Source organism: Thalassoglobus polymorphus (assembly GCF_007744255.1).
GTDB classification, from domain to species: domain Bacteria; phylum Planctomycetota; class Planctomycetia; order Planctomycetales; family Planctomycetaceae; genus Thalassoglobus; species Thalassoglobus polymorphus.
Genome location: NZ_CP036267.1, coordinates 2,532,554 through 2,557,437 on the forward strand (window position 1 = coordinate 2,532,554; position 24,884 = coordinate 2,557,437).

Here is a 24,884-nt window from a genome sequence, read left to right on the forward strand (position 1 = left end):
AAGACATGCGACAGTTCTTTGTGATTTCTGGTCTTCTGGTAGGCATCCTCGTGATGGGGACTGTTGGGATTTATTCGCTGACTGGTGAAGACGTCTCTTGGTTGGAGTCAGCTTACCTGGCGGTCATCACACTTACGACAGTTGGTTCACGAGACGTTCCGCATTCCCCACAGGGGATGATTTTTATCATGGTCTATTTGATCAGCGGGATTAGCGTTTTCACTTATTGTGTTTTTCAAATGGGCCAGTTAATCGTCAATGCTGACTTTCGAGAGATGTGGGAGAAGCGTCGCATGGATCGTGAATTGAACAAGTTGAATCAGCATTTCATCGTGTGTGGTTTGGGGCGTATGGGAAACTCAATCTGCGAGCACCTCGACGCTAAGAACCAACCTTTTGTTGTGATAGACAGCAGCGAAGAAGTCATCTCGAATGTATGTAAAGAGCGGAAATGGCTTGGTGTTCATGGTGATGCCACCGATGACGAAGTTTTGACCCAGGCTGGAGTCGAAAGGGCGCAGTCCATCGCAACTGTGTTGGCCACCGATGCGGACAACGTGTATGTCGTTCTTTCGGCGCGTCTGCTGTCGAGTTCAATACAGATTGTGGCACGCGCGAGCGACACGCGTGCCGTTCAAAAACTTCAGCGTGCAGGAGCGACTCGGGTCATCAGTCCATTTAGCAGTGGTGCAAAAAAAATGGCGAGGCTGATGTTGAGTCCGAGTGTGGAAGACTTTTTGGAGATTACTGACGAAAATGGAAGTGATCTCGAATTGGCGGAAATCCAGATTCGAAATAATAACGATTACGTCGGCAAGTCGCTTGCAAAGACAGACCTTCGAAAGCAGGGGATTATGGTCATCGGAATTCGCCGAACCGATGGCGAACATGTCATCGCACCCGAAGGTTCTGTTTGCATCGAATCTGGAGACAGCCTCTTCGCTTTTGGAAGTCCGACAGCAGTCAATGCGCTCGCGGGAAAATGTACGTCAGGGAAATGCTGACAAAGTCATTATTGAACGCTTGGCAATATCGCAAAAAGATGTGCAATCGCTACGAGGAACTCTGCTGCTCCGCCGATGACTCTGACTTTGAGATCGATGGCTGTATTGAATAGCTGGGACAGCATGAGAATTGGACACCCCCAGAAGATGATCAATATTATTATCCCAACGATAGGAGAGCCCGCTTCGAAAGTCATTGAGGCAATCCACTTGGAGATCGTGGGGGAAATAAACAGTCCACGATCTGCCAGGCTTAAGCAAGCGGTCAACGCGACACCTGCAAGATGTGTGTAAACAATCCAGCGGATTTGAATCGGACTGTTGCTGCGGTCATAGAACTCGAAAGGTTCAATGGGCATCGGACTGGTGCCAATACTTAGTTGGCAATTTTAAGTCTCCGGAAAAACCTGCGTTCGAAAAGTTCTACTCCCGCAATGGTTGTTGGGATTTCACTTTTCTTCCGGATTTTCTTCCGGTTGGTCGGTCTGGGGTGTAGTCTGGATTTGGTTTTGGCTTTTGGGCGTCGACCTTCTTTCGCCAAGTTTCTAATTCGTTGTGCAATTGCTTGGCGATCTCAGGGTTTTCACTCGTGAGATTGTGATCTTCGTGAATATCATTCTGGAGGTTGTAGAGTTCACTGGGACGTTCATCGAAAAACTCGATCAGTTTCCAATCTCCAGAGCGAACGGCGCTGTAGGGGATTGCTCCCATCATGTGGTAATGGGGGTAGTGCCAGTACAGGTTTCGCTTCGCGAGTGAGTTGTTCTTTTGAGTCAGTATTGGGACAAGCGAAACTCCATCGAGGAGAGGCTTAAGTTGTGCTGGAACTTCTACGTTTGTGGCTTCAAGAATTGTTGGAAGAACATCCATTGAGATGATTGGTTCACTTGAGATTTGGTTGGGCTTTGTTTTTTCAGGCCAACTCACGAAAGCGGGAACTCGGACGCCCCCTTCATAAATAGAACCTTTGCCTTGTCTCAAAGGCAAGTTTGATGTGACTGGCGGACGTCCTTTTGCTCCTGTGAGTCCCCCGTTATCGGATGTGAAAATGATCAAGGTATTCTTGTCAACTCCTTGGTCTCGGAGAGTTTTTACGAGTCGGCCGACCGAGTCATCAACAGAGTGGACCATGCCAGCGTACACAGGATTAGTATGCCTTTGGTCCTTGGGATGGTCCGCGGGATGGTCTTTAAGTTTCGCTTTGTAGTGTTCGATCAGTTCCGGTTTGGCTTGCAAAGGAGTGTGGACGTTATAGTAGGCGAAGTACAGAAAAAATGGGCTTCCCTTCGCAGTTGACTGCTCGATGAACTTCACAGCTTCGTCAGTCAACTGGTCGGTGAGATAAGTTCCTTCCGGATAGTTTTCTTTTGAGTCGGGAAGTGTGGCGAACAGGTTGTTCTGCTTGCGGGCGTCGCCTTTGCCTCTTCCGTATGGCCAGAAGTAACTTCGAGGAGCCCCTGCTTCGTTGCCGCCGATGTTGACGTCGAACCCTTGCGACTGTGGATAGAATTCCGGGAAGTTTCCGTCGGAGTTCACGTCATTGGTCACGATTCGTGGAGTGAGATGCCACTTGCCGACATGGGCAGTTCGATATCCATGATCTTTGAGGATTTCGGCAATCGTGAGATGTCGATGTTCGAGCTTCTGTGTCCAGTCTGGAATCTGTTGAGGTAGGTTCTCCAGTCTATGTCCCGGAATGAAATCGGTCACATTGACTCGGGCGGGAGACTGTCCTGTCAAGATTGCAACTCGAGTTGGAGAGCAGACAGTGCAGGCTGCATAGGCATTTGTGAATCGCATTCCAGTAGCAGCCAGCCGATCGATATTCGGCGTTTCGTAAAGATCACTGCCGCAGTATCCCAAGTCAGTCCAGCCCATGTCATCGACCAGCAGGACGATCACGTTGAGCTTCTCGGCACTCTGGACAGGTTGCACAAAGAGAAAGGAAGCGAATGAAATCAGGATGAGACCGAAGATGTGGTGACCGAACATTGTAAGCTTTCGAAGAGACAGTGTTGGTTTCAAGTTGTTCGCTGCAAGATCCTGATTTCAAGGCTATGGCTGAAAAGGGAAGTTGAGAGTCAGTCAGTCTGGATGAGCTGCATCCAGTTTTCATCATGTTGATCGATTCGTATAATCCCGTCGGTGTTGTACAAGTGGTTGTACTTAACTCCCGTTCCGGTATTGAACAGAACAATCCGCTCATCGCTCTTGAGCCAGCCCTGGTCGAGAAGTTTTTCGGCAGCTTTCCAAACGGCTCCTCCTTCTGGACAGGCTGCGATCCCTTGCCATCGACAGACTTCCTCAGCCCCAATCATCAGCTCTTCATCGGTGACGGAAATTGCAGTCCCCTGACTTTCGCGAAGTGCGTCGAGCATCAGGAAATCACCCACAGCGATCGGGACTCGCAACCCCGATGCACATGTCTGAGCATTGGGAAATAATGGAGCGTGATCTTCATTCTCATGAAATGCTTTTACAATTGGCGCACAGCCTTCAGCCTGAACTGCAACCATTCGAGGACGTTCACTGCCGATCCAGCCGAGTTGTTCCATCTCGTTGAATGCTTTCCACATTCCGATTAAGCCGGTTCCTCCACCAGTCGGGTAGAAGATGACATCAGGGAGTTGAAGTTCGTCAGTTTCAGCGACGTCAGCCATGTCGAAAGCGAGTTCGTACCCCATCGTTTTTTTGCCTTCGACACGAAACGGCTCTTTCAGAGTCGACAGGTCGAACCAGCCATGTTCGTCGCAAGCCTGCCGACACAAGCGTCCGCAATCGCTGATCAATCCATTGACAAGGTAGACGTTTGCTCCTCCTAGTTTCGACTCAATGATATTCGCTGGGGGAGTATCTTCCGGGACGAAAATATGGCAGTCGAGCCCAGCTCGGGCAGCGTAGTAGGTGGCTGCACCAGCTGCGTTTCCGGCAGAGGGAAGTGCGATCGCTTTCACACCGAGCGCTTTGGCACGCGTGACTGCGGAAGACATTCCACGAGCTTTGAAGCTTCCGGTTGGGTTGAACGACTCGTCTTTGATGAACAGATTCGAAAATTTTTCAAATGGTCCGAAAGGAGTTGTTTTGAGAAGTGGACATCCCCCCTCTCCTAGTGAGACAGCTTCGCTGGGGAAATCGACGGGCATTACTTCCCAGAATTTCCACATCGATCGCAGCCGACGAGAACGTACGGCTTCGGGGGTGAAGGAATGGCGAATGGAATCGAGATCATACTCCGCCAGAAGCGGCTTTCCTGCCGAGCTTAAATTGTGGAGTTGATCGACGGGGTAATCTTCACCCGTTTTGGAACAGACAAGTTTCGTATGCATTGCAGGCCATTCGTCAATGATTTTGAAAGAAATTTCAGGTCTATCGCATCTTCGGAAATCGTGGTAGCGAGCACTCTCGTCAAATTCAATGTTCATTCTGAGAGAGCAGTTTCATCGCGGAAATTGAAATACAAAGATGGTGTAGTTTGAAGGATTTAGTAGTGACGAGCAATCTGGTCCAGGTTTATCTGAAGCTTATTTCAGCTTCTTCTGTTGAGAGATTGGGATGAGTTTTCGCGGCATCGTGACGATTCGTGGAGCGATGGGATCGGGGATCACAAGATCAGTGTCGCTCAGCATGTCCTGAATCCGAATGGGCACCGAAACGGGATTTAATTCCGCGGGTGAGACCTCTTCTTTTACTGCGGCGGGCAATTGGCTGTAACGCTTTACTTCCGATTGAAAGACGTAATCGGAAAGTTCACTCAGTCGTTTCAACGACTCCAGAGCTTCCGGGATATGCTCAGCTTCGGAAGCAATCTCTTTTCTTAAGATTTGCAATTGATGGACCGTCGCTCGGGCACGGGCAAGTTCTTCGTGCTGAGATTTCAGATTTTCGAGGAGAGAGTTCGTCTGACGGATTGTGCTGCGTGACTTCGCAATTTTTTGAAGAGTCGTATCAATGCCGTGCAGTTCGGACTCAAGCTGACCAACTCGGTCGACAAGTGGTCGAACGACCAGAAGATGCATAGATAAGACGGACATCAATATTCCAACAATGCGTATTGGTCCGCTGATTTTTTCGAGAAGTGTCCACAATCGATTCTTGAGCGAGAGTCGATTGATTTGTCCACGAAACAATTTCACCAAGTTCTCCCCAAGTTATCAGAACGATGTGTGAGCCAATCTCGACGACACGTTCCTCCCTGAACCTCGTCGCCCGCAAAGTCTCTCTGTCTTTCCTGTATCGCCCAGAGTGTAATTCTTACTATTGTGAAACTGAGGAAGGTCTGACGATTCCTGAATGAGCGCCCGTGAAACTCCTGTATCAGGTGAAATTGTTGAGATCAGCTGGAGCGAGAAATTCGTGAAAATTAGCAATACCGGGCGTTCTGGTGACTGGTTGTGCCTCCTAAGTGCTCGCTGGTAAGGGTTTTACGATGTTTTACCGTGGCTTTGGAAATCTTTCAATAATTCGCTAAGAACGGCGCGTCATCAGCGAATAACCCCTTGAGCGATGAGATCTGCCATTCCGGTAGCCCTCACAAACCGAATTGATCGAGGAGATAAGAGATGATTAAGAAAGCCGCATACGGGACATTAGCTGTGATGACCATCGGTGGGATGGTCTTTGGAACGGACGTCTTCAGTTACGCACGAACTGGATTCCATTCCGCACAAAGCAAAATTCGCAGCGAGGTTCCTCTCGAATTTGAAATTGAACGTGCTCGCCAAGAAGTCGCACAACTTCTTCCTGAAGTCCGCAAGTCGATGCATGTCATTGCTGAAGAGCAAGTTGCGGTTGCGAATCTTCGAAAGTCGATTGAAAAGCGAGAGTTGGCTCTCGAAAATCAAGAAGAGGCGATCCTTTCACTGACTTCCGATCTGAAGTCGGGTGACTCCAATTTCGTCTACGCCGGACACGCTTACACTCAGCGTGAAGTTGAAAGAGACCTTTCGGAGCGGTTTAACCGATTCAAAACTGCTGACGAAACATTGAAGAGAGAACAGGAACTTTTGGCCGCGAAAGAGAAGGCTCTCACGACTCATCGCGAAACCCTCGAAGGCATGCTCTCACAGCGGAAAAGCCTCGAGGTTGAGCTTGAGCGACTGGAAGCCCGACTCAAGACTATCAATGCTCGAAAACAGATCGCGAGTATCGAAGTTGACGATTCTCAGTTGAATCGAGTGAAGTCTCTCATTCAGACGATCGACAAGCGACTCGATGTTGAAGATGCAGTCCTGTCAGCGGATGGTGACTTCACAGGTCTGATTCCTGTTGAACAGGAAGTTCAGGTCGAAGATGAAAACATCGCAGATGCGGTGAATGAATACTTCGGTCGCAGTGGCGAGATTGAAGTGGTCAAGAAGTAATATGAAGTGAGATTCGGTCTGCTCAAAGTCCGCTCGTCCTGGAAACGGTCTCCAAGTCCGGTGTGATTCAAACTCGCATCAGGCTTGAGAGCGAGTCCAAATGGCGAGCGGAATTTTCAGCATTCAGATGAGTTGAGAGGAAAGTTAGGAACCCCTCAGCCACAAACACTTTTTAAGAACAGATCCTGAAAACTGAAGATGCTCTGGCAAACACTGAATAAGGTCGCCATCTCACAAATTTTCGGACTGGTTTTCATTCGTTCAATTATAAGTTGAGCTCTCCACTTCAAAGTGATTCAGCAAGATGCCCATGAATCTTTCGCAACCTGTTTCAGCATGCAAACTCTGGATTGATGGAGTTGGATGTTGGATGTTGTGCCTGGAGGATCGAATCACGATCGGGAATCCGATACCTGTCGCGGGAGCTCCTAAAATTTCAGTCGTTGCAGATCTCAGGACCGAGCATGCAACAATCGAGTTCAACGATTCAAGCTACTGGCTTACAGACGATAAAAGTGTCGCTTTCGAGGGAGACGAAAACTCCGGGCGGCGAAGTCTAAGTCATGGAACAATGATTTCCGTGGGGCAGAGTCTGGAAAACGAAGTTCAAATACGATTCGAGCAGCCCTCTTCACTCAGCTTGACTTCGACTTTGCAGATCGAAAGCGGTCATCGATTTGCGGATGGAGTTGATGGGGTGGTCTTGTTTCGAAAAACCTGTCTCCTTGGAGCGGGGAAGCAAAAACACATTCAATGCGGTGGCTGGTCGGAAGATGTCATCTTCTTTGAACGCGACAGCCAATTATTCTGCAAGTCTACAGAATCACTGATCACGCTGGACGGAGTTCCGAGTGAGCGGATCGTCAAAATTCACAATGGTGCTCACCTGGCGGGAGAGGATTGGTCAATGCGTGTTGAAGCGACCTGAGACAGCAATGCCTCGGGAGCAGGAAGATGACTTCAGATGTTGCGAGATTGAGGCGGTCGTCATCGGTTGAAATTGCAATTTCTCGATCAGGTTTTGTTAAAGTGAATTCATGAAAAGCTGGATCAAACAAGGAACTTGAGAAGAGATTGATCCGCTGAGCCTTTTTTTGCGTTAATAAGAATAGACCGGAAAAGATGACCATGTCGAAACAAAACGACCCCTGGTCATGACGAATGATTCCCCAACGGAATTGCGAGCCAGACAATGAAATTCACCTTTACTCCAGAATCACGACCTCTTGAAGGCTTTACCATCAAGCGCGCGATTTATCGTGGAGGATTTGGTGAGGTCTACTACGCAAAGTCAGATGCAGGACGCGAGGTTGCGCTGAAGCTCTTGCAGAACAACGCCGACATCGAACTTCGCGGAGTTCAGCAATGTTTGAACTTGTCTCATCCAAATCTCGTCACCATTTTTGATGTTCGGCAGGATGGCGATGGGGACCACTGGATCGTGATGGAGTACGTTTCCGGTCTGACGCTCGATACCGTATTGAAAAACTCTCCCAACGGACTTCCGATGGAGACTGTCCGCAAATGGTTGCAGGGCATGACCGACGGGCTGTCGTATCTGCACAGCAGAGGTTTGGTTCATCGAGACATGAAACCGGCGAACGTTTTCATGGAAAACGGTGTTGTCAAAATTGGTGATGTTGGACTTTCGAAATGTATTTCTCCCAGTCGTCACAGCGCTCAAACACAAAGTGTCGGAACAGTTCACTACATGGCACCTGAAGTGGCGAAAGGGAAATATGGCCGCGAAGTCGATGTCTATGCTATGGGCATTATTCTCTATGAAATGCTGACAGGAGAGCTCCCCTTCGATGGTGAATCGACCGGAGAGATTTTGATGAAGCATCTCAGTGAAGAACCGGACCTTGAGAAGTTGCCGCCACGACTCAAAGGGGTTGTTGCCAATGCGCTCATGAAAGATCCCAGCGAACGATACTCTAGCGTAGAAGCCCTAAATCGTGCTTTTGGACAAGCTGTGCTCGGGGTTTCATCTGAACCTGAAAAATCGACTCATCAGCCCGAACAGGCCGAACAGCTTAAAGCAACTTCTCAGTCTGTTTCTCCGAAGTCCTCTGCGCCGAATGCAGGTCTATTTTTGATGAATACACTCGCTGGGGTGCTCAAAGGTGGACTCGCCGGACTCGTGATTGATTATCTTGTCGCATTGTTAGGAATTCGAGTTGTGAGTCCCGAACTGTTTGTTCTTTTGGGAGCCATTGCTGGAGTGCTTTGGCAAAGGAGAAGAATTCGCGCATCACAAACTGGTTCAAAAAGGGTTGTTCAAACGACACGTGTTCAAGCTCCCAGAAAATTTCCACAAGCAGCGTCGAGAAGTGCAGATGCATTTGGTTCACTGTTTGCGGCAGTTCCAATTTCGGCGTTATTGATCGCTTGTCTGGCAGTTTTGAAGCCGACATTGCTCGGGACTTCTAGTCAGCTTGAAAGTCTTGACCTCGGTTTGCTGGGAATGTTTTTCACTGTGACTGTCCTGGCAAGTTGGGTGATTCTTCTAGTCCCTTATTTTCGAAAAGAACTTCGAAAAGGCAAGAAGGTCAGTTCCGTGAACTTTGCTCTCGCAGGTGTTGTCATCGGAGTCGCAGCATATGGCGTCGAGAAATTTCTGATGGTGGAGCATCTTGGAAAGCCGTCTGAAGGAATGTTTACCCAATTGGGAGACCATTTCCTGGTGAATAACGGGATGCCTTCGATTTGTGGTTACATTGCCTTCTTTGCAGCATTTCTTGGATTTCGCAACTGGCAATTGATGACCTCTCCCTTCAGGGCGAAACGGTTCAGTGTCGGAGCCGTAATCGTCACTGTGTTTGTCGCGTGGTTGGCGACTGCGATATTCACATTCCCGAGTGAAATTGCTGTTGCCTGGGGAGTGATCATAGCTTGTGTCACACAACTTGCAGCCCCGTTAAGTGAACGTCCCTCGCGGCATCGAAGAGCACAATAGGAACAGCACAATAGAATACCTGATTCATGAGAACCTCCAAGAATTCTGTTCGCGTTGTCGTATTCACTTGAATTCGATGGCTTGTGCAGAGTTTGGTAAGAGCGAAGAAGTCATTTTGAGACGAGCAAAAAATAGGATTTGAACATGACATTCGGCGTCATTGAATTATTGTTACTCAGCTTTCTGCTGCTGGTTGTCCCGGGCGTCCTTGGAGGGGCTGCGTTGACAGGAACATCGAAGCAATCATGTAGCCGCGTCGATTGGTCGAAAGTGTTTTTCGTCTTCCTCGGAATTCCGTTTCTATTGATCGCAGCTGTTGTTGGGCTGTTTTTTGTACGGAACAGCCAAGTCCAGCATGCTCATGTCGAACAAAGCCGATTAGAAGCGAAGCAAAACTTGGCTGTTGTTGCAGATCAAATTCGAGCGAGCGAATCAAAGGCTTTGCATCAAGATGAAGATAGTGAGCATCATGATCCTAATTCGCATTCCGAGCAGCATGAACATGCTGGCGGACATACCAGTTACAATTCGCATGGAATGACTGACTTCAGCCCCCGACATGATACTGAAGTCGTTTACGACAATTTTACCAAAGCAACTGAAAAACATTCGAGTTGGGCGATGACTTTCACCTTAGGAGTAATTGGGCTGCTTGTGCTAGGCAGTCTTGTCTGGTTCGGGAGGAAGAGGCCAGTACTTACAGTTTGCTGTTTTCTTGGGATAGCCGCTGTAGGGCTACTCGGGGGATATAGCGCTACTGAGGTTTCACCTTCACAGCATGTCACTCACGCTGATGCGGAACTTCGCGAGTTAATAGATGCCGAAGATGTCTCCACTGCGGCTGACGATCTGATCCCTGTCAACGAAGAAAACGAACAGGGAAACGAAGAGGGGCCGTTAGCCATTCGAGAAATTACACACCGTTATCAAGGGACAACTGGGACTCGTTCTCAAACACTCTCAGAAATTCCAGCTTGGGTTGAAGAAGCGAATGGTCAGAATCTTGTTCGTCCCAAACAGGGAGAGATTGTCCTGGTTTCAAAACGATACTCATCTCTGGATGAAGCAAAATTGGAACTTAAGCCGATTGCAAACTCCTTGATCCAGTCTGAACTGGCGAGAACTTATCCCGAGATGCGAGGAACGACCTTTTCAGTTGAGAGTTTTCTCAGCAGCAAAATCCTGGAGCAAGAGTGCGAGATCATCTGGCCTTTTAAAGTTCGGGAATTCACCGGGGAAATGAAGCAACTCGCCTGGAAGCTCGACATCAGTGAGTCAACGAAAAGGAAACTCTATGCGCATTGGCAAAACGGAGCTCGTCAGGATCGATTAGCGATTCTCGGAACCGGTCTCGGACTGCTCACTCTGTTCTTCGGTGCCGGTGCGATTGTGGCTCGGCGACGCGATTCGAATCGTGTCTCATAGCGAAGGATTTACAGCCGATTCGTGATGCGTTCTGTCCTCTCACTCATCTGATCCAATGTCTCTGTATGTTAAGGAGATGTGCTGTCTACTGTTTCTCTCTCGAAGAGTATCAAAGCAATCTGCTACAATAACGTTCTGTAAGACCCAACCGGAGCAGAACGATGTCGAGACAGTCGATGCATTTCGCGCAACTTGAGCAGTTAACCAGACGGCACTTCCTTAAAGAGAGTACTGTTGGCTTGGGAGGAATCGCACTCGCTGGCCTTTTGGGTGCGGAGTCGGCAACCGCTCAGACTCGTGTGAATCCATTGGCTCCAAGGCAACCGCACTTTGCAGCCAAAGCGAAGAACATTATCTATCTGCATATGGCTGGCTCGCCTCCGCAGCATGATCTCTTTGACTACAAGCCAAAGCTCGTCGAGATGACCGGTCAGCCCTGTCCTGAGGAACTGACACAGGGAGAGCGGTTTGCTTTCATTAAGGGAACGCCCAAGCTCTTGGGAACGCCGCATCATTTCTCTCAACGTGGGGAAAGTGGAGCTTGGATTTCAGACATTCTTCCCAAAATTTCCGAGCAGGTTGACGATCTCTGTTTTGTCAAATCGATGTACACTGACCAGTTCAACCATGCTCCCGCGCAACTGCTGCTCTATACCGGTTCGCCACGTCAGGGGCGGCCATCAATGGGTTCGTGGGTGACATACGGACTAGGGGCGGAAAATGAAAACCTGCCCGGATTTGTTGTTCTGATCTCAGGGGGAACTTCTCCAAGTGCCGGAAAGAATGCCTGGGGCAGCGGTTTTTTGCCTTCGGTGTACCAAGGTGTTCAATGTCGCTCGAAAGGTGACCCGGTGCTTTACGTCAGCAATCCGGAAGGAATGGATCGGAAGACTCGTGAATTGACAATTGACTCAATTCGTCAGCTCAATGAGCTTCAGGCTCAGCAATTTGGAAGTCCGGAAACGTTGACCCGTATTGCTCAGTATGAACTCGCATTTCGAATGCAGATGTCCGTCCCCGAAGTGATGGACCTCAATGCCGAGCCCAAACATATTCAGGAAGCCTACGGAGCAAAGCCCGGCGAGGCGAGTTTCGGAAACAATTGTTTACTTGCGCGTCGTCTTGTTGAAAAGGGAGTGCGACACGTTCAACTCTTCGATTGGGGCTGGGATTTCCATGGCAATTCGAAGGGGAACGATATTAAAGACTCACTTCCTGGTCGCTGTCAGCCTATGGATCAAGCGGTCGCTGCACTGATTGCCGATTTGAAAGAACGTGGTTTACTGGATGAAACTCTGGTTGTGTGGAGCGGAGAGTTCGGGCGGACACCTCTCAATGAAGAACGAAATGGCTCGAAATTTCTGGGCCGTGATCATCATCCTCACTGCTTCACAATTTTCATGGCTGGTGGTGGAATCAAACCAGGAATGACATACGGAAAGACCGACGAATTTGGTTATTTTGTGACCGAGGACAAAGTCCATGTTCATGATCTTCAGGCGACAATCATGAATCAGCTCGGTTTCGATCACACTCGTTTAACGTATCGATTCCAAGGCCGCGACTATCGATTGACTGACGTTCATGGTCATGTGATCGACGATTTGCTGGCGTAAGTTCGCCGTGTTCTAAACTCAGTTGACTCAGGCTGTTGGTTCATTTTTATTTCATATTCAAAAGGTACGGGAGTTGTTGATGTCAGATGTGATGGCGGTTGTTTTGGCAGCTGGGAAAAGTCAGCGGATGAAGTCGGAATTGCCGAAAGTTCTTCATGAAGTTTGCGGACGTTCCATGGTGGACCATGTGCTTATTGCAGCCCGAGCAGCTGGCGCCAAAAAAATTGTCGTCGTCGTGGGACATAAAGCCGAAGAAGTTCAAGCCGCCCTCGAACATCAGGAAGATGTCCACTTCGCTCTTCAAGAAGAGCAACTTGGGACTGGTCACGCGGTGATGTGTTGCCGCGAACACTTGGCTGAGCATGAAGGGCCGGTTCTGGTACTCACCGGGGATACTCCCCTGCTCCGTGGGGAATCTCTTTCTGCACTTATTGATGAGATGAATCAGCTTCAGGCTGCGTGCGTTGTGGGAACAGCGAAGACGGAGAACAACAAAGGGCTTGGCCGAATTGTCCGGGACGATCAGCAACAATTTTTGCGTATCGTGGAAGAGAAAGATGCCTCGGAGGAGGAGAAGAAGATCACTGAGATCAACACCGGGTGTTTTGCTTTTGATGGTCCGTCACTGGTTTCAGCGCTCGATGATGTGAAGCCTAATAATGTCCAAGGGGAGTATTATCTCACCGATTGCGCCGAGATTCTCCGAGCACGCGGAAAGAGAGTCGCTGCGGCGTGCCGTTTGGATATCGCCGAAGCGATGGGGGTGAATACTCAAGAACAATTGGCGGAAGTTGAGAAGGTCATGAAGCAACGGATGCAGTGACTTTTCTTCAGAATCAAGGAGTTCGAATTGAAAACATTTTTGAATCTTTTAGACGATTTTGAAAAGCTGACGACTCAGATTTGGAGCAACCTCGAATCGTCTGCGGGCGAACCTGATCAGCCTTGGTCTCTCGCTCAATTTGCTTCAATGAGTAAACAGGGCCCTGAGCTTCGCACGCTCGTCCTTCGGCGTTGTGAGCCAGAGAGTCGAACGTTGACCTGGCATACCGATTTACGATCGCCGAAGTGTCAGCAGATTCTCGATGATTGCAGGACCTCAGTTCTGTTTTGGGATCCGGTCGAGCGAGTCCAACTGACTCTGAGGGGAACGAGTGTCGTCCGGTCCATTGGGCCACGTGTTGATCAGGCATGGGAACAGAGCAAGTTGATCAGCCGGCGAGCCTATTTGGGGAACCTGACTCCCGGGACAAAGCAAGAACAAATGTGCGTCAACTTCCCAGAGGAGTTTGCTGATCGTCCGCCGTCTGAGTCAGAATCGGAGGATGGGAAGACAAATTTTGGCGTCATTACCACTCGAATTCAGGAAATGGACCTCGTTATTTTGCGACAAACCGGGAATGTGCGTGCTAAGTTCTACTGGAAGGCCGACGAATCAGGAGAAGGAAGCTGGGAAGCGTCCTGGGTTTGTCCGTAGTTCGTGTTGAAAAGAAATTCGCGCTGAAAAGAAGTAAATAGTTAGGGAAGAGATGAAGCAAGTCGTGAAGAAGGGAATCATTCTAGCCGGGGGAGCGGGAACGCGGCTACATCCGATGACTTCGGTGATCAGTAAACAATTGTTGCCGATTTATGACAAGCCGATGGTTTACTATCCGCTGAGTGTCCTGCTGCTATCCGGGATTCGCGAGATTCTGCTCATCAGCACCCCGGAAGATCTTCCCAATTACCAACGACTTCTCGGTGATGGTTCTCAGTTGGGAATCTCGATTCAATATGTGCAGCAGGATGCACCTCGGGGGCTGGCAGAAGCCTTTATCCTGGGGGAAAAGTTCATCGGATCGGATTCTGTTTGCCTCGTACTCGGAGACAATGTTTTCTATGGGCACGACTTTCAAAAACTGTTGATCAGTGCAGCGTCACGAAAATCTGGAGCGACCGTTTTTGCTTACCGTGTTCGTGATCCCCAGCGTTATGGTGTCATCTCATTTGACCAGGAAGGGAAGCCGGTCGATATCATCGAGAAACCAGAAGCTCCGAAGTCTCGCTATGCGGTCACCGGGCTCTACTTTTACGACAACGATGTCATCGAAGTTGCGAAAGCAGTGCAGCCTTCCGCTCGAGGAGAACTCGAAATTACATCCGTCAATCAGCATTACCTTGATGCCAAGAAACTGCATGTCGAAATGATGGGCCGTGGCTATGCCTGGCTCGATACCGGAACACCTTCAGCGCTGTTGCAGGCATCTGGATTTGTGGAAGCTGTGGAAATGCGTCAGGGGCAAAAGATTTGTGTCCCTGAAGAAATCGCATGGCAACTTGGGTTCATTAGCGATGATGAATTGATTCAACTCGCTGAGCCGCTGAAAAAAAATGCCTACGGAGAATACCTTCTTGACCTGCTCAAGCAGGGACGCGACGAAAGTGTGATCCGGCTCGAACAGTAAATTCCCACCGCGTCTCATTTCTAGCTGCGATGAGTGATTGTTGTTATTCTTGTCAGCAAGATCAGATTGACACTCGACCGGTTTTCAAGAAATGACGCCGAGGATTGATGTTTCGTTTTGCGATGAGAAATTTGCTAAGCCGACCGCTACGGACTGCGTTGTCTGTATTGGGGTTAGCAGTCGCAATTAGCGGAATGGTCGGGCTGTTCTCAATTGCCGGTGGTATTGATCGGGTGGTCTCTCAAACATTCGATCAAATCCCCGGACTGCTCGTACAACAAAAAGGGGCACCGATCCCGTTGTTCTCGACCTTGCCCGCCAGTTGGCAGGATGAACTGGAATCAATCCCCGGTGTAGGAGTTGTGGACCCGGAAGTCTTTTGCCGAGTCAATCAACTTGATACGAAGATGGTGATCAATCCACCACGCTTTGCAGTGGGGATGGAGATTCAATCCCGGTTGAAGTTGAAACGGAGCATCTATCGAGAAAATCTTGTCGAGGGACGTTTTTTCGAAATGGCAGACCGATCCACAAATCACTGTCTCGTCAGCAGCGAAATTTCGACAAGTAGCCAAAAGGGAGTTGGCGAGACCATCACTCTCAACGGTGTTGAGTTCGAGATTATTGGAGTGTACGAAACCGGTTCGCTGATGCTCGATGTCAACATCCTGATGGACATTGCAACTTGCCGGTCACTTGGCCGCATTGATGAACAGACAGTGGGTTGTTTCTATGTTGAACCGGATGGGACAATTGACGACATCACGCTGAAAGAGAGTATTCAGAATCATTTTCGCGGAAGAGATTTGAGCGATTGGAAGCCAGCCTCTGCGAACGTCTTGTCTGAGTTCGTGAAGTCGGTCGGGCAAAGTTTTCAAAGTCCTGCGGGAAAAAATGTGGCGAAGAGAGAGTCATCATCGAAGATCAAGAGTGCTGCGGAGATCACGGCATCCACATCATCTCCAATAGAAGTTCGAACAGCGGATGACTGGGGCAAGCGGATTGCAGAATTTAGTGGCGACTTGAATATCTTTTTGGGGTTGATGACTGCGATTGGTGTTTCGATCGCGACGCTGAGTATCGTGAACACGATGATGATGAGTGTCACCGAACGAACGACAGAGTTTGGCATCCTTCGAGCGAATGGGTGGTCCCAGCAAAACATCATTCGACTCATGACTCTTGAAAGCGGATTGATCGGTTTTTGTGGAGGGGCAATTGGGGTCTTCGTTGGCTGGCTGGCGACGATCCTCGTGAATATCGGTTGGCCGGGACGCCTGCAATTGCACGCTGGGGTTTTACTACTGCTGTTTGGCTTGGCATTCAGCGTTGGATTAGGGCTCATCGGCGGACTTTACCCAGCCTGGCGGGCCTCGAGACTCTCGCCGATGGAGTCAATTCGCCGTGGATGATAACTCCTCAAACGAAACTCAATCCAGACTGGTTGAGGTGAAAAACCTCACCAAGACCTATCATCGTTCCAAAGTCGAAACGCCCGTGCTGCGCAATATCAGTTGTGAAATTGATAAGGGAGAGTTTGTTTTTATTGTGGGGCCATCAGGGAGCGGGAAAAGCACGTTGCTGTATCTTCTGGGAGGGCTGGACCAACCGACATCGGGGCAAATACTGATAGAAAACAAGCCGCTGTCGACACTCTCCGCTACGGGATTGGACTCGTTACGCCGCGAAGATATTGGGTTCATCTTCCAGAGTTTCAATTTGCTCAAAACGCTGAACTGTCTCGACAATGTTCTGGCGCCATTTATCCCGACCGGTCAAGCGGGAACAAAACGAGCCGAAGCAATCGCATTGTTAGAGAGAGTGGGGTTGGGAGAGAGGATTCATCATCGTCCGAATGAACTCTCAGGAGGAGAACAACAGCGAGTTGCTATCGCACGCGCGATCTTAAAGAAGCCAAAATTGATTCTCGCTGATGAACCGACAGGAGAACTTGATACCGAGACCGGTCATGAAGTGTTCGAAATTCTTCGCGAACTGAACAAAGATCTCAAGACAACAATTGTGACTGTCACCCACGACCATCGGTATATCTATGAGGGAGACCGTATCCTCAAGATGCAGGATGGGAAATTTCTTAATTCCAATAGCTCTCAGCACTGAATTGAGAGCAGTTTGCTCTACCCTGTGCCCGTGAAGTTCACTCTTGTGACATCATAGACCGCTCGCGACGAGTCAGATCCTGCAAGCCAATTCGAAAGATGCTTTAAAACTTGCTTCCGTGTCCGCCATGAGCGCGATTCACGGACACGGAAGCTACTTATCTCTGCTACAGGGTCTGCGAATCCACCGGTTGCTGTGGCTTCGAATCTACGATAAAGCTGTCGACGATATCAGGATGCTTCTTCGCAACATTCGTTGATTCAGAGGGATCGTTTTTCAAGTCATAGAGTTCAAGTTGTTTCTCTCCCCCTTTGAGAATGACCTTCCAGCGACCACGACGTGCGACCTGTCCGCCGTCTTTCATTTTCCAGTAAAGGAGCCTTTCAATGTCTTGTTCTCCTCCCTGGATTTCTGAAATCAGCGAGATTCCATCGATCCCTTGAGGAGTCTTTCTTGCGGCAGCAACATTCATCAAGGTCGGAAGCAGGTCGACTCCGGTACAAGGAAAGTCGCTGATGCTGCCACGCTTTGCCTTACCAGCCCAGAAGACAATCAACGGAGTTCGCAGATTTCCCTCATTGGTTCCAGACTTTGAATAAGCCAGTTTCTCATCAACGACAGGAAGATTCTTGTCAACATCTGCTGCGATCTGATGGCTGGTCTCTCCAGTAACTATTAAACAGACCCTGCCAGCCAGTCCGAGAGTGTTGAGTGAATCAACAATCTGTCCGATCGCTTTGTCGACTTCCTGAATGTTCTCTTTAGATTTCACGCCCTGTAAAAATGGAATTCCGACATGTAGATAAAACTGTCGAGAACTTCGTTGATGACGCTTCAGGAAACTCGTGACTTCGTCGGTGATCAGCTGATGAGATGTTGCCTGCTTCGAGTCACTGTCACTCATGATTTTTGCACGAGTCGTTTGGGTGAAGAAGAACTCAGGATAACGAGCCACAACTCCAGAACTCGAAGGAAACCCTGTCCAGTGATCGTAACCGAGTTCGACAGGATGTTGATTGCTGGCCCAGGTTCCGATCAGGGTTGTTTCGTAGCCTGCCTGCCAGAGTGATTCAGCGAGTGATTCTTTTCGATTCAATCGACCTTCAGCGGGAGACTTGGCGGCGAGATTCCCGGTAAGATAACTCCATCGTGATGAAGTGAGGTTGTCTGCAGGCGCGTAATAATTCGTGAAGGTCATCCCACTGTTGCGTATTCCAGAGAGACGATTCATTGAAGTTAGCTGGTCAAACCGAAGTTGCGGGACGGTGATCACGACGATGTGCGGACTTTGCCTGGCAGTCCCGACGCGAACTTGTCGATTCATGCCGCGAATCGCTTCGCGATTACTTCGTCGGATTTCTTTGTAGGCTTTCTCAGCACGGTTCAAACTCTCAACCAGACTCTCGGTTGCGTCATTATCGTCGAAAGCTGGTGAGTCACCAATGATCCCTCGAATTCCGTCAAAAAATGTAGGACGATCATCTTCCTGGGTTTGCGGTTGTGCGACTGGGCCCTGCGCAAGCACCAAGCTGGAATCTGCTGACTTCTGAACTGTCGAGGATTGCACAATTGCTTGCTCGGCAGAGATCGCTCCAAACATGATTGGAATCAACGCGAGTAGTCCGATTGAAATCCGAAGTCGCATCATGAAAATATCCATCATCTAGTATCAGAGAAAAGACTGGGAGTCTTCAGGTTTTACTTTAAAGTAATTCTGAAGGGCTGAGTCGTTTCTGGAACAAAACCACTGACTTTCAGAGGATTTAAAACCGATCCTGGAACCTGAAATTACTCTCTAGAGCAGTTTGCTCTATCGTGTGCCCGTGAAGAACGCACTTCTCAAGTAGTAATGCTGTTCGGCACGAGGCAGATGCTGCAAACCAATTCGAAAGATGCTCTAACGTTGAGAAAGGTGGCTATCCCAGCGGTTTTCGGACTGGTTCTAGTGAGTCATTGTGGTGCGAATCTATTAACTCAGCAATTCACATACCGGACATGGCACGGGACGTGGATTTTGTCACCAGGCAATAAAAAAGGCTGACCACTTTTTTTAGTGGTCAGCCTTTAGGGAATCAATGAGATCAAGCAGTTCTAATTGTTGAGCAACTCTTCAAGGTTTGGAAGAAGTGAAGCTCCTGGAATCATGTCCATGGTTGGTGCTTCTTCAACAATTTTTGGATTAGTCAGGTAGTAGTTTTCGTAGACTGGCTCGAACATGGCAACTGAGTAAGGATGATTTCGTTCGCCGCCAAGTCGCACGACAACTTCTTTGTGTTCCAGGACATTGGTGTAGTTGTAAGGACGGAAGTAGTAGTATCCGTGGTGTGCGGGGTAGTAAGCGTAGTGCTGATACATGTCACCAGTTGTCCAGACGCGACACCATTTCAACTTGCCGTTTTTCTTACGGTAGTGAATGCCGGGCATGTAGCATCCCTCATGGCCGCAGCAGCAGCAGCGGTAAGCATTTGCGTCGCAGCATACTGCGCCAGTGTCGCAGCAAGTGGCTCCGGTGTCACAGTATTCGCCGCTGTATGTTTCACCAAAAGCGTCGCTGTATTCCCCAGCGGGGACTTCAGTTCCTTCGTCGGCTAATGCTGGCAAGGGCATTGGAGCCGGAACTGAAACATCGTCGATTGCTGCTTCTGGTATAGCGTCAACCGCAGGCGGTGCTGGAGCAGGTTCTTGCGCTTCAACCTGCGTCATAATTGCGAAGGTTGCGAGGAAACTGGTCGTTGCAAACAATTTTGCATATCGCATGACATTGATCCCGTGAAAATGTAGGAGTTGGGCTGTCCAAATTAAGATGGTCAGTTTCAAACTATGAGATCTCACAAGCAACTAATGTCGCCTACGCAATCCGTTCTTATCAGTTTGATCGGACCAAAACAGCACTCAACATTGACAGGAATCTGTGATCGTGAATGATCGGATTAAGCGGTGGATTCGTCAAAAGCCGTACAGTTTAACAGGGCTTTTCCTGTGTCCTTTACTTGTCACTGTTGACGCTCACTGACAGAAGATCGATTGCCAGCAGGTCAGCTTGGATGCGACCACGTCGATCTGTCTTTGAGGCGGCAGCTTGCTGAAGCGTGTTCCAATCTTCCTGGAACGCTCTCTTCGAGTCCTTATTGGCAAGTTCGGGGGCTTCCCGTTGCAGCTGTTGAAGTCTCTGACGCAAGAGTATTGAATTTGTTAATTGATGAAGCGGTGCGGTTCCATTTTTGAAGTATTCCACTGAAGTCTGGAAATGTTGGCGACTCACTCTATCGAGCGATGCCATTTGAGCAGCGATTTCTTTCGGTTCGCCACTTTTCAATGTCTCTTGGAACCTCAAGAGATTCTGTGCGACTTCTGTTTCTAGAATCTTGTCAGCCCGACCAATGCCTGCTCCACGTCGATTCCATGCCTCCTGCATCGCTTTCACACCTGCAAGCTGACCCAGGCGACGATCTCGATCGGCATCATTGCTTGCAAGGTACCGGTCTTTGGCATATGTCAAATCAGAAAGTGTTGACATGCCGAGAGCATAATCGAATTCTGTTTGCGAGAGGAGTTGTTGTGAGGCCTGTTGAGCTTCGCTTCTCGCGGATGCCAATTGGACTGGGTTGTCAGCTAACTCAGCGATTCGCTGATCGGCACGGGTGATTGCATACTTGGCCCATGCGAGTTCAGAAGCCCATCCCGTTGCACCGGGCTGATTGAACTGTTGAATCTTAGGGACGATTTCTGCAATTTGTTCTCGATACTGTCCCCATGCTTCAATCTTCTGTTTTTGGGTGAGATCGCTTCCTGAAAGTCTCGCGTCACGTGCCATCGCCATGTAGCGGAGATGGTCTTCCAGTGGCATCAGTGATCTTAAGAACGCCGACCGGCTGGCAGATTCAAGCTGTTGAGGTGATTGCCCATACATTCGTTTCGCCTGCAGCGCCGTGGGCAGGTTTGACGGGATTTTTTTCTCGGAAGGATTGTAGTCCTTTGGCTTTTCCACTTTCTTCTGGCTGAAGCCTTCAATAGGCAGTGCCAAGACCATAGCTGAACAGCAGAGACAAATGGCAAGTGAAGAGCGGTGCATGTTTGGACCTCGAATTCCGTTTCTGAAAGAACGCAAGCTGAATGCGCTAATCAAAATTATCGTCGAGGAAACCGACTGTGACCAGCCCGATTTCGGCTGAACATGCTGACACACAAAGATTCAAGACGTTTTTGTCGCCCAGAACTGATCATTGCCGATTTTCCAGTGAACCAGAACGGTTCCCGAAGATTTGTTAGCGGTTCTTAAAGAAAGTTGCTCGATTGGTTCAGCGAACAGTACCAAAGCGATCATTCGCCAGGTTTGAAAAAAGGGCGTGCAGCTGGAGCCCCCTCAAACGCAACCCACCTTATATCGACTTCAATTACCCCGCAGCCACACAGACTTTCGCAAGAACCAGCACAGTTGTCGCCACGAAGACTGGAAGAGCAAATGCGACGGTATGCTTCCCTGTTTTCGCGTTCTGCGAGATGGTTTTCATCATGGCACTGAAGACGAGGAGTAAGAAGATCATCGCTGTAGCGAGTAAAAAGACAGTGATGATTGTCTGGACTCCGACCCATGCTCCCAAAGCTCCCATCAGTTTGACATCGCCGCCTCCACCTCCGCCAATCGCGAAGAGGATAAAGAGAATTCCAAAACCGACTGCGAAGCCGGCCAGCGACATCTGGAAGCCTGCGAATCCGCCCATCCAGGTGTTCCAGACAATTCCAACAGGAATTGCGGAAAGTGTGAGCCAGTTGGGGATGCGGTTTTCTCTGAAGTCCCAAAGCGCAGCTGTGGCGACAAGAGCGATCGTGGCGATGGCGGTGACAGTATCCATTGTGGAACCTCATTTCTGAGTGTGAGTCAGGTCAATCACGAGGTCTCTTCTGAAGAGGTGGCCTCGGTTTTTTCCACCGTTTCAGTGCTAGTCTGATCAGGTGATTCTTTTTTTTGCTTCTTCTTGCTTCGAATCGATCGGGCGATCAAGTGTGTCGAAAGTAAAACAATGAAGGAAACAACAGCGAACTTGATAAACCACGCTGTGAATCGTTGTAAGACTTCTTCCATGATGGCTTTTGCCTGCTGAGTTCGAAGTGGATGACTGTTTTATGAGCAATCGTAACAGTCAGGCATCTTACTCCAAGCTCGCTCTCGACGTCATCTCAAACTTTGAGCCCGCGAGTGAAAAACCAAATGACGCGAGCCAGTCCGGGACTGGTCCGTCAATTCCACTTGGATCAGCGGAATCTACGAACTCAAAGCACAACGTCACAACAACTTCGTCGATATCGGGGGGGGGACCCGTTCTTGAACAGCCAATCACGTTCCCGGACTGATTTAGTGAACCACCTGCTGGGCGGGTCACTGTCATTCCGTTTCGCTCTATTATGACTGTCGCGTTTTGTTTTTTGGGGTCATCGGTGGCGAGACCATTCGCTGAATCGACGACTTCAATGTTATAGACATTTAAGTGTTGGTTAATGACTGCGACAACCTTATCGGCAATGTCGTCGTCGTCACCAGCAAGATCCAGCGGAAACGTTGAGGGATATAATTCGGCGGCTTTTCGAGTCCCTTCGTGCAAAGCAGTTGTTCCACCCTCGATGACGAGGATGAGAAAGAAGAATTCGACAATTGCGAGCCCGGCGATAAAGACAATCGGGAACGCAATAATGAACTCCAGAGTCACTGAACCGCTTCGTTCGTGACCTGAGGTCGATCGATTATGTTGCCGAACACGTAACAAGCATCCACTCCAATGGAGAATTAGCTCAACTTACTGACAAGCTGAGAAGGGCAAATTACTCTTCTCAGAAAACATCATCGTATTTGTGACTGAGTTCCCTCAGCCAGTGAATACGGTTTTCAGTTGATGGTCGTGCTTAACTGTTAATGGCATTAATGGCGTTTGCCAGATCGTTCAATTCATTAACCAATGCAACTCGCACGGTGGCGAGTCCGACCAAGACACCAATTCCGACAATTGTCAACAATAGGAGGTACTCAACGAAAATCGATCCGCGACGTTTTTCGTTCGCTTTAGCGACTGTTTTTTTCATCAAATTGACCATTGTGGACTCTCTTTTCACCGTTGCTAGCTGCGAGTTCCGATATTCTTCCTTGAGTGATCGCCTCACTCCCTGCCGGACAAATCCGGAAATTGTGACGGGAATGCACACGACCTCATCTCGCTATTCGGCAATCTTTGTGCCGGTGATGCGGTCTGCCGGAAAAATTTCCCAGTCGAACCCCGATTTCTTAGGCAGATTGACTTGCAACGCTGAGGTTTTCGAGACTGGAAGAAAACCTGATTTGATGTAAATTCTTGCCTGTCCATCCGAGTAGAGGAGTTGCCAATCCTCTCGTTTTTCTAGATAGCTGACAGGGCCTGCTTCTTCAGGCAAGAGTGCGATTTGTGTCGGATATTGATCTAAAAACGGGGTTTTCGGCGGAAGTGTCTGTCCTGTTCGTTGAAATTCCAGGAAATCGGTCTCCAAAGTCGGGTTGTACACAGTCCGGTAACGTCCATCAAAAGCGACTCGACTTTCCGGAAACGTTTGCCAGATCACGAATTGCGCCCATCCATAGTCTGTCAGAATGTTTCCTGAGATCTCATGATCATTGAGGAACCGAACTGCCCGTGTCGGCATGCCTGGGGCACCGCTCGTGGTTTCTACAACGATTTCTGTCGGTAGCAGCCCAGCTTTCATAATTGGAATTGCACCCCGGATTCCCAACAGGAAAAGAAAAATAATTGCCGCAGCGACTCCGAATCGTCGTAAGCGGAAGGATTCAGGCGCTCCCCATCGTTGACACAAATTGGGGAAAGTTCGTTGCAGAGCATCCGTCAAAATTGCCGGTAAGAAAACGACTTCGGCTAAACAGAGAAGAGCGATGTGTCGTAAGTGCATGACTGCTTGAGCCGCAATGACCGCCATGGTTAAGAGATCAATCCATTTCCAGTTTCTGCCAACTCCAAACGCAAAAACTAAAATGAGAAATGGAGCCACATACACCCAGGAAAATTCTACTTGAAAGACAGATTGCCATTCTCGAACGAGTTGCTCTGTCCCCAAGTGCGTCAACAGCATCGAGTGAAGTTCGATACCGTACGGGGTGATCAAAGTCGACAAAATTGAGAGCCCGCAGACTGCCGAAAGTTGATAGGCGAGTAGATAGTCTCCTTTTTTCAATACTGCCCGGCCCCAGGCCATCACCGCATAAAACCCAATCAAAGCAATCCCGGCGAGGAAACCGCCGTGATGATTCACCCAGATCATCGTGAGAACGGGGAGACTCCAGATGAGGCGTGTTGGTCGTTCCCATGCAGTTCGGAGAAGTATCAAAAACACCGGAAAGAATAGGAACGTCACCAATTGCGGGCGGATATAGACTACGAAGTTGCCGAGGCAGAGTGTCGTGAAGGTCACCAACATGACCCGAGCACCAAGATTTGAATCGGAGCGGCACAGGTTCCAGGTCAGTATTGCAGTCATCGAGGCGAGGATGACGTATTTCCAAAGCAGGAGGCCGCGATTCCCCAATTGAGTCCACAAACCACCGAACTCGTACTCTGTCGCCCATTCATGGTTGACCCATCGATCACCCGCTGCGGTGTACGAGAAAGGGTCGGTTGCCTCTGTGAAGACCCCCTGCTCTATCGCTCGTATTCCGTAAAGGGTATGCCCCCAAAGATCGGGATCTGCAATTGTAAGTGAACATAGAAACAGCCACGACATCAGCCCCAGTAGAATCGTGGCAATCGTTTTCTCTTGATTCAAATTCTTTTCTGGCATGTTCAAGTCGTTCATCTGTAGAAATCGCAGCGAAAGTGTAAACGCCTGGCTACGCGCATCCGGTTCTCAACAGTTTTTTTATCGACACTGGACGGTTCCGCACTTGCGAGATCATGCGGCACGTTTTGTGCTAATACTTATGT

Annotated in this window: 22 protein-coding genes; 11 read left to right on the plus strand and 11 right to left on the minus strand. The window is 49.2% G+C overall.

Annotated features, from left to right (window positions below; genetic code table 11):
- Nucleotides 1–5: 5 nt before the first annotated feature.
- Nucleotides 6–1,004 carry a potassium channel family protein gene (locus Mal48_RS09145; RefSeq protein ID WP_145198208.1) on the plus strand — a complete coding sequence of 333 codons (999 nt, stop codon included), beginning with the start codon at nucleotides 6–8 and terminating at the stop codon, nucleotides 1,002–1,004.
- Between the two features lie 8 nt (nucleotides 1,005–1,012).
- Here the strand turns inward: Mal48_RS09145 and Mal48_RS09150 are convergent, their stop codons facing one another.
- From Mal48_RS09150 to Mal48_RS09165, 4 genes are all read right to left on the minus strand, one after another.
- Nucleotides 1,013–1,363, minus strand: a complete 351-nt coding sequence (locus tag Mal48_RS09150; RefSeq protein ID WP_145198210.1) for a hypothetical protein — start codon at nucleotides 1,361–1,363, stop codon at nucleotides 1,013–1,015.
- Nucleotides 1,364–1,427: 64 nt separating this feature from the next.
- Nucleotides 1,428–2,996, minus strand: a complete 1,569-nt coding sequence (locus Mal48_RS09155; RefSeq protein WP_145205941.1) for a sulfatase — start codon at nucleotides 2,994–2,996, stop codon at nucleotides 1,428–1,430.
- A gap of 89 nt (nucleotides 2,997–3,085) precedes the next feature.
- Nucleotides 3,086–4,330: a threonine synthase gene (locus tag Mal48_RS09160; RefSeq protein WP_145198212.1), complete on the minus strand. Its 1,245-nt coding sequence runs from the start codon at nucleotides 4,328–4,330 to the stop codon at nucleotides 3,086–3,088.
- A 195-nt stretch (nucleotides 4,331–4,525) separates the two neighbouring features.
- The gene (locus tag Mal48_RS09165) at nucleotides 4,526–5,137 is read right to left on the minus strand and encodes a hypothetical protein (RefSeq protein ID WP_145198214.1); all 612 of its coding nucleotides are present in this window, start codon (nucleotides 5,135–5,137) and stop codon (nucleotides 4,526–4,528) included.
- Between the two features lie 426 nt (nucleotides 5,138–5,563).
- Here Mal48_RS09165 and Mal48_RS09170 point away from each other — a divergent pair, with 426 nt between their 5' ends.
- From Mal48_RS09170 to Mal48_RS09215, 10 genes are all read left to right on the plus strand, one after another.
- Nucleotides 5,564–6,364 carry a hypothetical protein gene (locus tag Mal48_RS09170; RefSeq protein ID WP_145198216.1) on the plus strand — a complete coding sequence of 267 codons (801 nt, stop codon included), beginning with the start codon at nucleotides 5,564–5,566 and terminating at the stop codon, nucleotides 6,362–6,364.
- Nucleotides 6,365–6,668: 304 nt separating this feature from the next.
- Nucleotides 6,669–7,292, plus strand: coding sequence for a hypothetical protein (locus tag Mal48_RS09175; RefSeq protein ID WP_145198218.1), 624 nt, complete (start codon nucleotides 6,669–6,671; stop codon nucleotides 7,290–7,292).
- Between the two features lie 264 nt (nucleotides 7,293–7,556).
- Nucleotides 7,557–9,323, plus strand: coding sequence for a serine/threonine protein kinase (locus Mal48_RS09180; RefSeq protein WP_145198235.1), 1,767 nt, complete (start codon nucleotides 7,557–7,559; stop codon nucleotides 9,321–9,323).
- 144 nt (nucleotides 9,324–9,467) lie between these two features.
- Nucleotides 9,468–10,748, plus strand: a complete 1,281-nt coding sequence (locus Mal48_RS09185; RefSeq protein ID WP_145198237.1) for a hypothetical protein — start codon at nucleotides 9,468–9,470, stop codon at nucleotides 10,746–10,748.
- Nucleotides 10,749–10,909: 161 nt separating this feature from the next.
- Nucleotides 10,910–12,364: a DUF1501 domain-containing protein gene (locus Mal48_RS09190; protein ID WP_197442195.1), complete on the plus strand. Its 1,455-nt coding sequence runs from the start codon at nucleotides 10,910–10,912 to the stop codon at nucleotides 12,362–12,364.
- A gap of 79 nt (nucleotides 12,365–12,443) precedes the next feature.
- Nucleotides 12,444–13,187, plus strand: coding sequence for an NTP transferase domain-containing protein (locus tag Mal48_RS09195; protein ID WP_145198239.1), 744 nt, complete (start codon nucleotides 12,444–12,446; stop codon nucleotides 13,185–13,187).
- A 27-nt stretch (nucleotides 13,188–13,214) separates the two neighbouring features.
- Nucleotides 13,215–13,841, plus strand: coding sequence for a PNPOx family protein (locus Mal48_RS09200; RefSeq protein ID WP_197442196.1), 627 nt, complete (start codon nucleotides 13,215–13,217; stop codon nucleotides 13,839–13,841).
- Between the two features lie 52 nt (nucleotides 13,842–13,893).
- Nucleotides 13,894–14,808, plus strand: a complete 915-nt coding sequence (gene rfbA, locus Mal48_RS09205) for a glucose-1-phosphate thymidylyltransferase RfbA (protein ID WP_145198243.1) — start codon at nucleotides 13,894–13,896, stop codon at nucleotides 14,806–14,808.
- A 107-nt stretch (nucleotides 14,809–14,915) separates the two neighbouring features.
- Nucleotides 14,916–16,220: an ABC transporter permease gene (locus tag Mal48_RS09210; RefSeq protein ID WP_145198245.1), complete on the plus strand. Its 1,305-nt coding sequence runs from the start codon at nucleotides 14,916–14,918 to the stop codon at nucleotides 16,218–16,220.
- Nucleotides 16,213–16,929 (plus strand): ABC transporter ATP-binding protein, encoded by a 717-nt coding sequence (locus Mal48_RS09215; protein ID WP_231739968.1) that lies wholly within the window; start codon nucleotides 16,213–16,215, stop codon nucleotides 16,927–16,929. The genes Mal48_RS09210 and Mal48_RS09215 overlap by 8 nt, the downstream gene beginning before the upstream one ends.
- A 166-nt stretch (nucleotides 16,930–17,095) precedes the next feature.
- Here the strand turns inward: Mal48_RS09215 and Mal48_RS09220 are convergent, their stop codons facing one another.
- The 7 genes from Mal48_RS09220 to Mal48_RS09250 form a co-directional block, all read right to left on the minus strand.
- Nucleotides 17,096–18,577: a sulfatase-like hydrolase/transferase gene (locus Mal48_RS09220; protein WP_197442197.1), complete on the minus strand. Its 1,482-nt coding sequence runs from the start codon at nucleotides 18,575–18,577 to the stop codon at nucleotides 17,096–17,098.
- 443 nt (nucleotides 18,578–19,020) lie between these two features.
- On the minus strand, nucleotides 19,021–19,686 hold the full coding sequence (locus Mal48_RS09225) for a hypothetical protein (protein WP_145198249.1): 666 nt from the start codon (nucleotides 19,684–19,686) through the stop codon (nucleotides 19,021–19,023).
- A 229-nt stretch (nucleotides 19,687–19,915) separates the two neighbouring features.
- Nucleotides 19,916–21,001, minus strand: a complete 1,086-nt coding sequence (locus Mal48_RS09230; RefSeq protein ID WP_145198252.1) for a hypothetical protein — start codon at nucleotides 20,999–21,001, stop codon at nucleotides 19,916–19,918.
- Between the two features lie 322 nt (nucleotides 21,002–21,323).
- Nucleotides 21,324–21,782, minus strand: a complete 459-nt coding sequence (locus tag Mal48_RS09235; RefSeq protein ID WP_145198254.1) for an A24 family peptidase — start codon at nucleotides 21,780–21,782, stop codon at nucleotides 21,324–21,326.
- A gap of 297 nt (nucleotides 21,783–22,079) precedes the next feature.
- Nucleotides 22,080–22,691 carry a TadE/TadG family type IV pilus assembly protein gene (locus Mal48_RS09240; RefSeq protein WP_145198256.1) on the minus strand — a complete coding sequence of 204 codons (612 nt, stop codon included), beginning with the start codon at nucleotides 22,689–22,691 and terminating at the stop codon, nucleotides 22,080–22,082.
- 136 nt (nucleotides 22,692–22,827) lie between these two features.
- On the minus strand, nucleotides 22,828–23,016 hold the full coding sequence (locus Mal48_RS09245; RefSeq protein WP_145198258.1) for a hypothetical protein: 189 nt from the start codon (nucleotides 23,014–23,016) through the stop codon (nucleotides 22,828–22,830).
- 120 nt (nucleotides 23,017–23,136) lie between these two features.
- Entirely contained in the window at nucleotides 23,137–24,741 is a 1,605-nt protein-coding gene (locus tag Mal48_RS09250) for a hypothetical protein (RefSeq protein ID WP_145198260.1), read from the minus strand.
- Nucleotides 24,742–24,884: the final 143 nt, after the last annotated feature.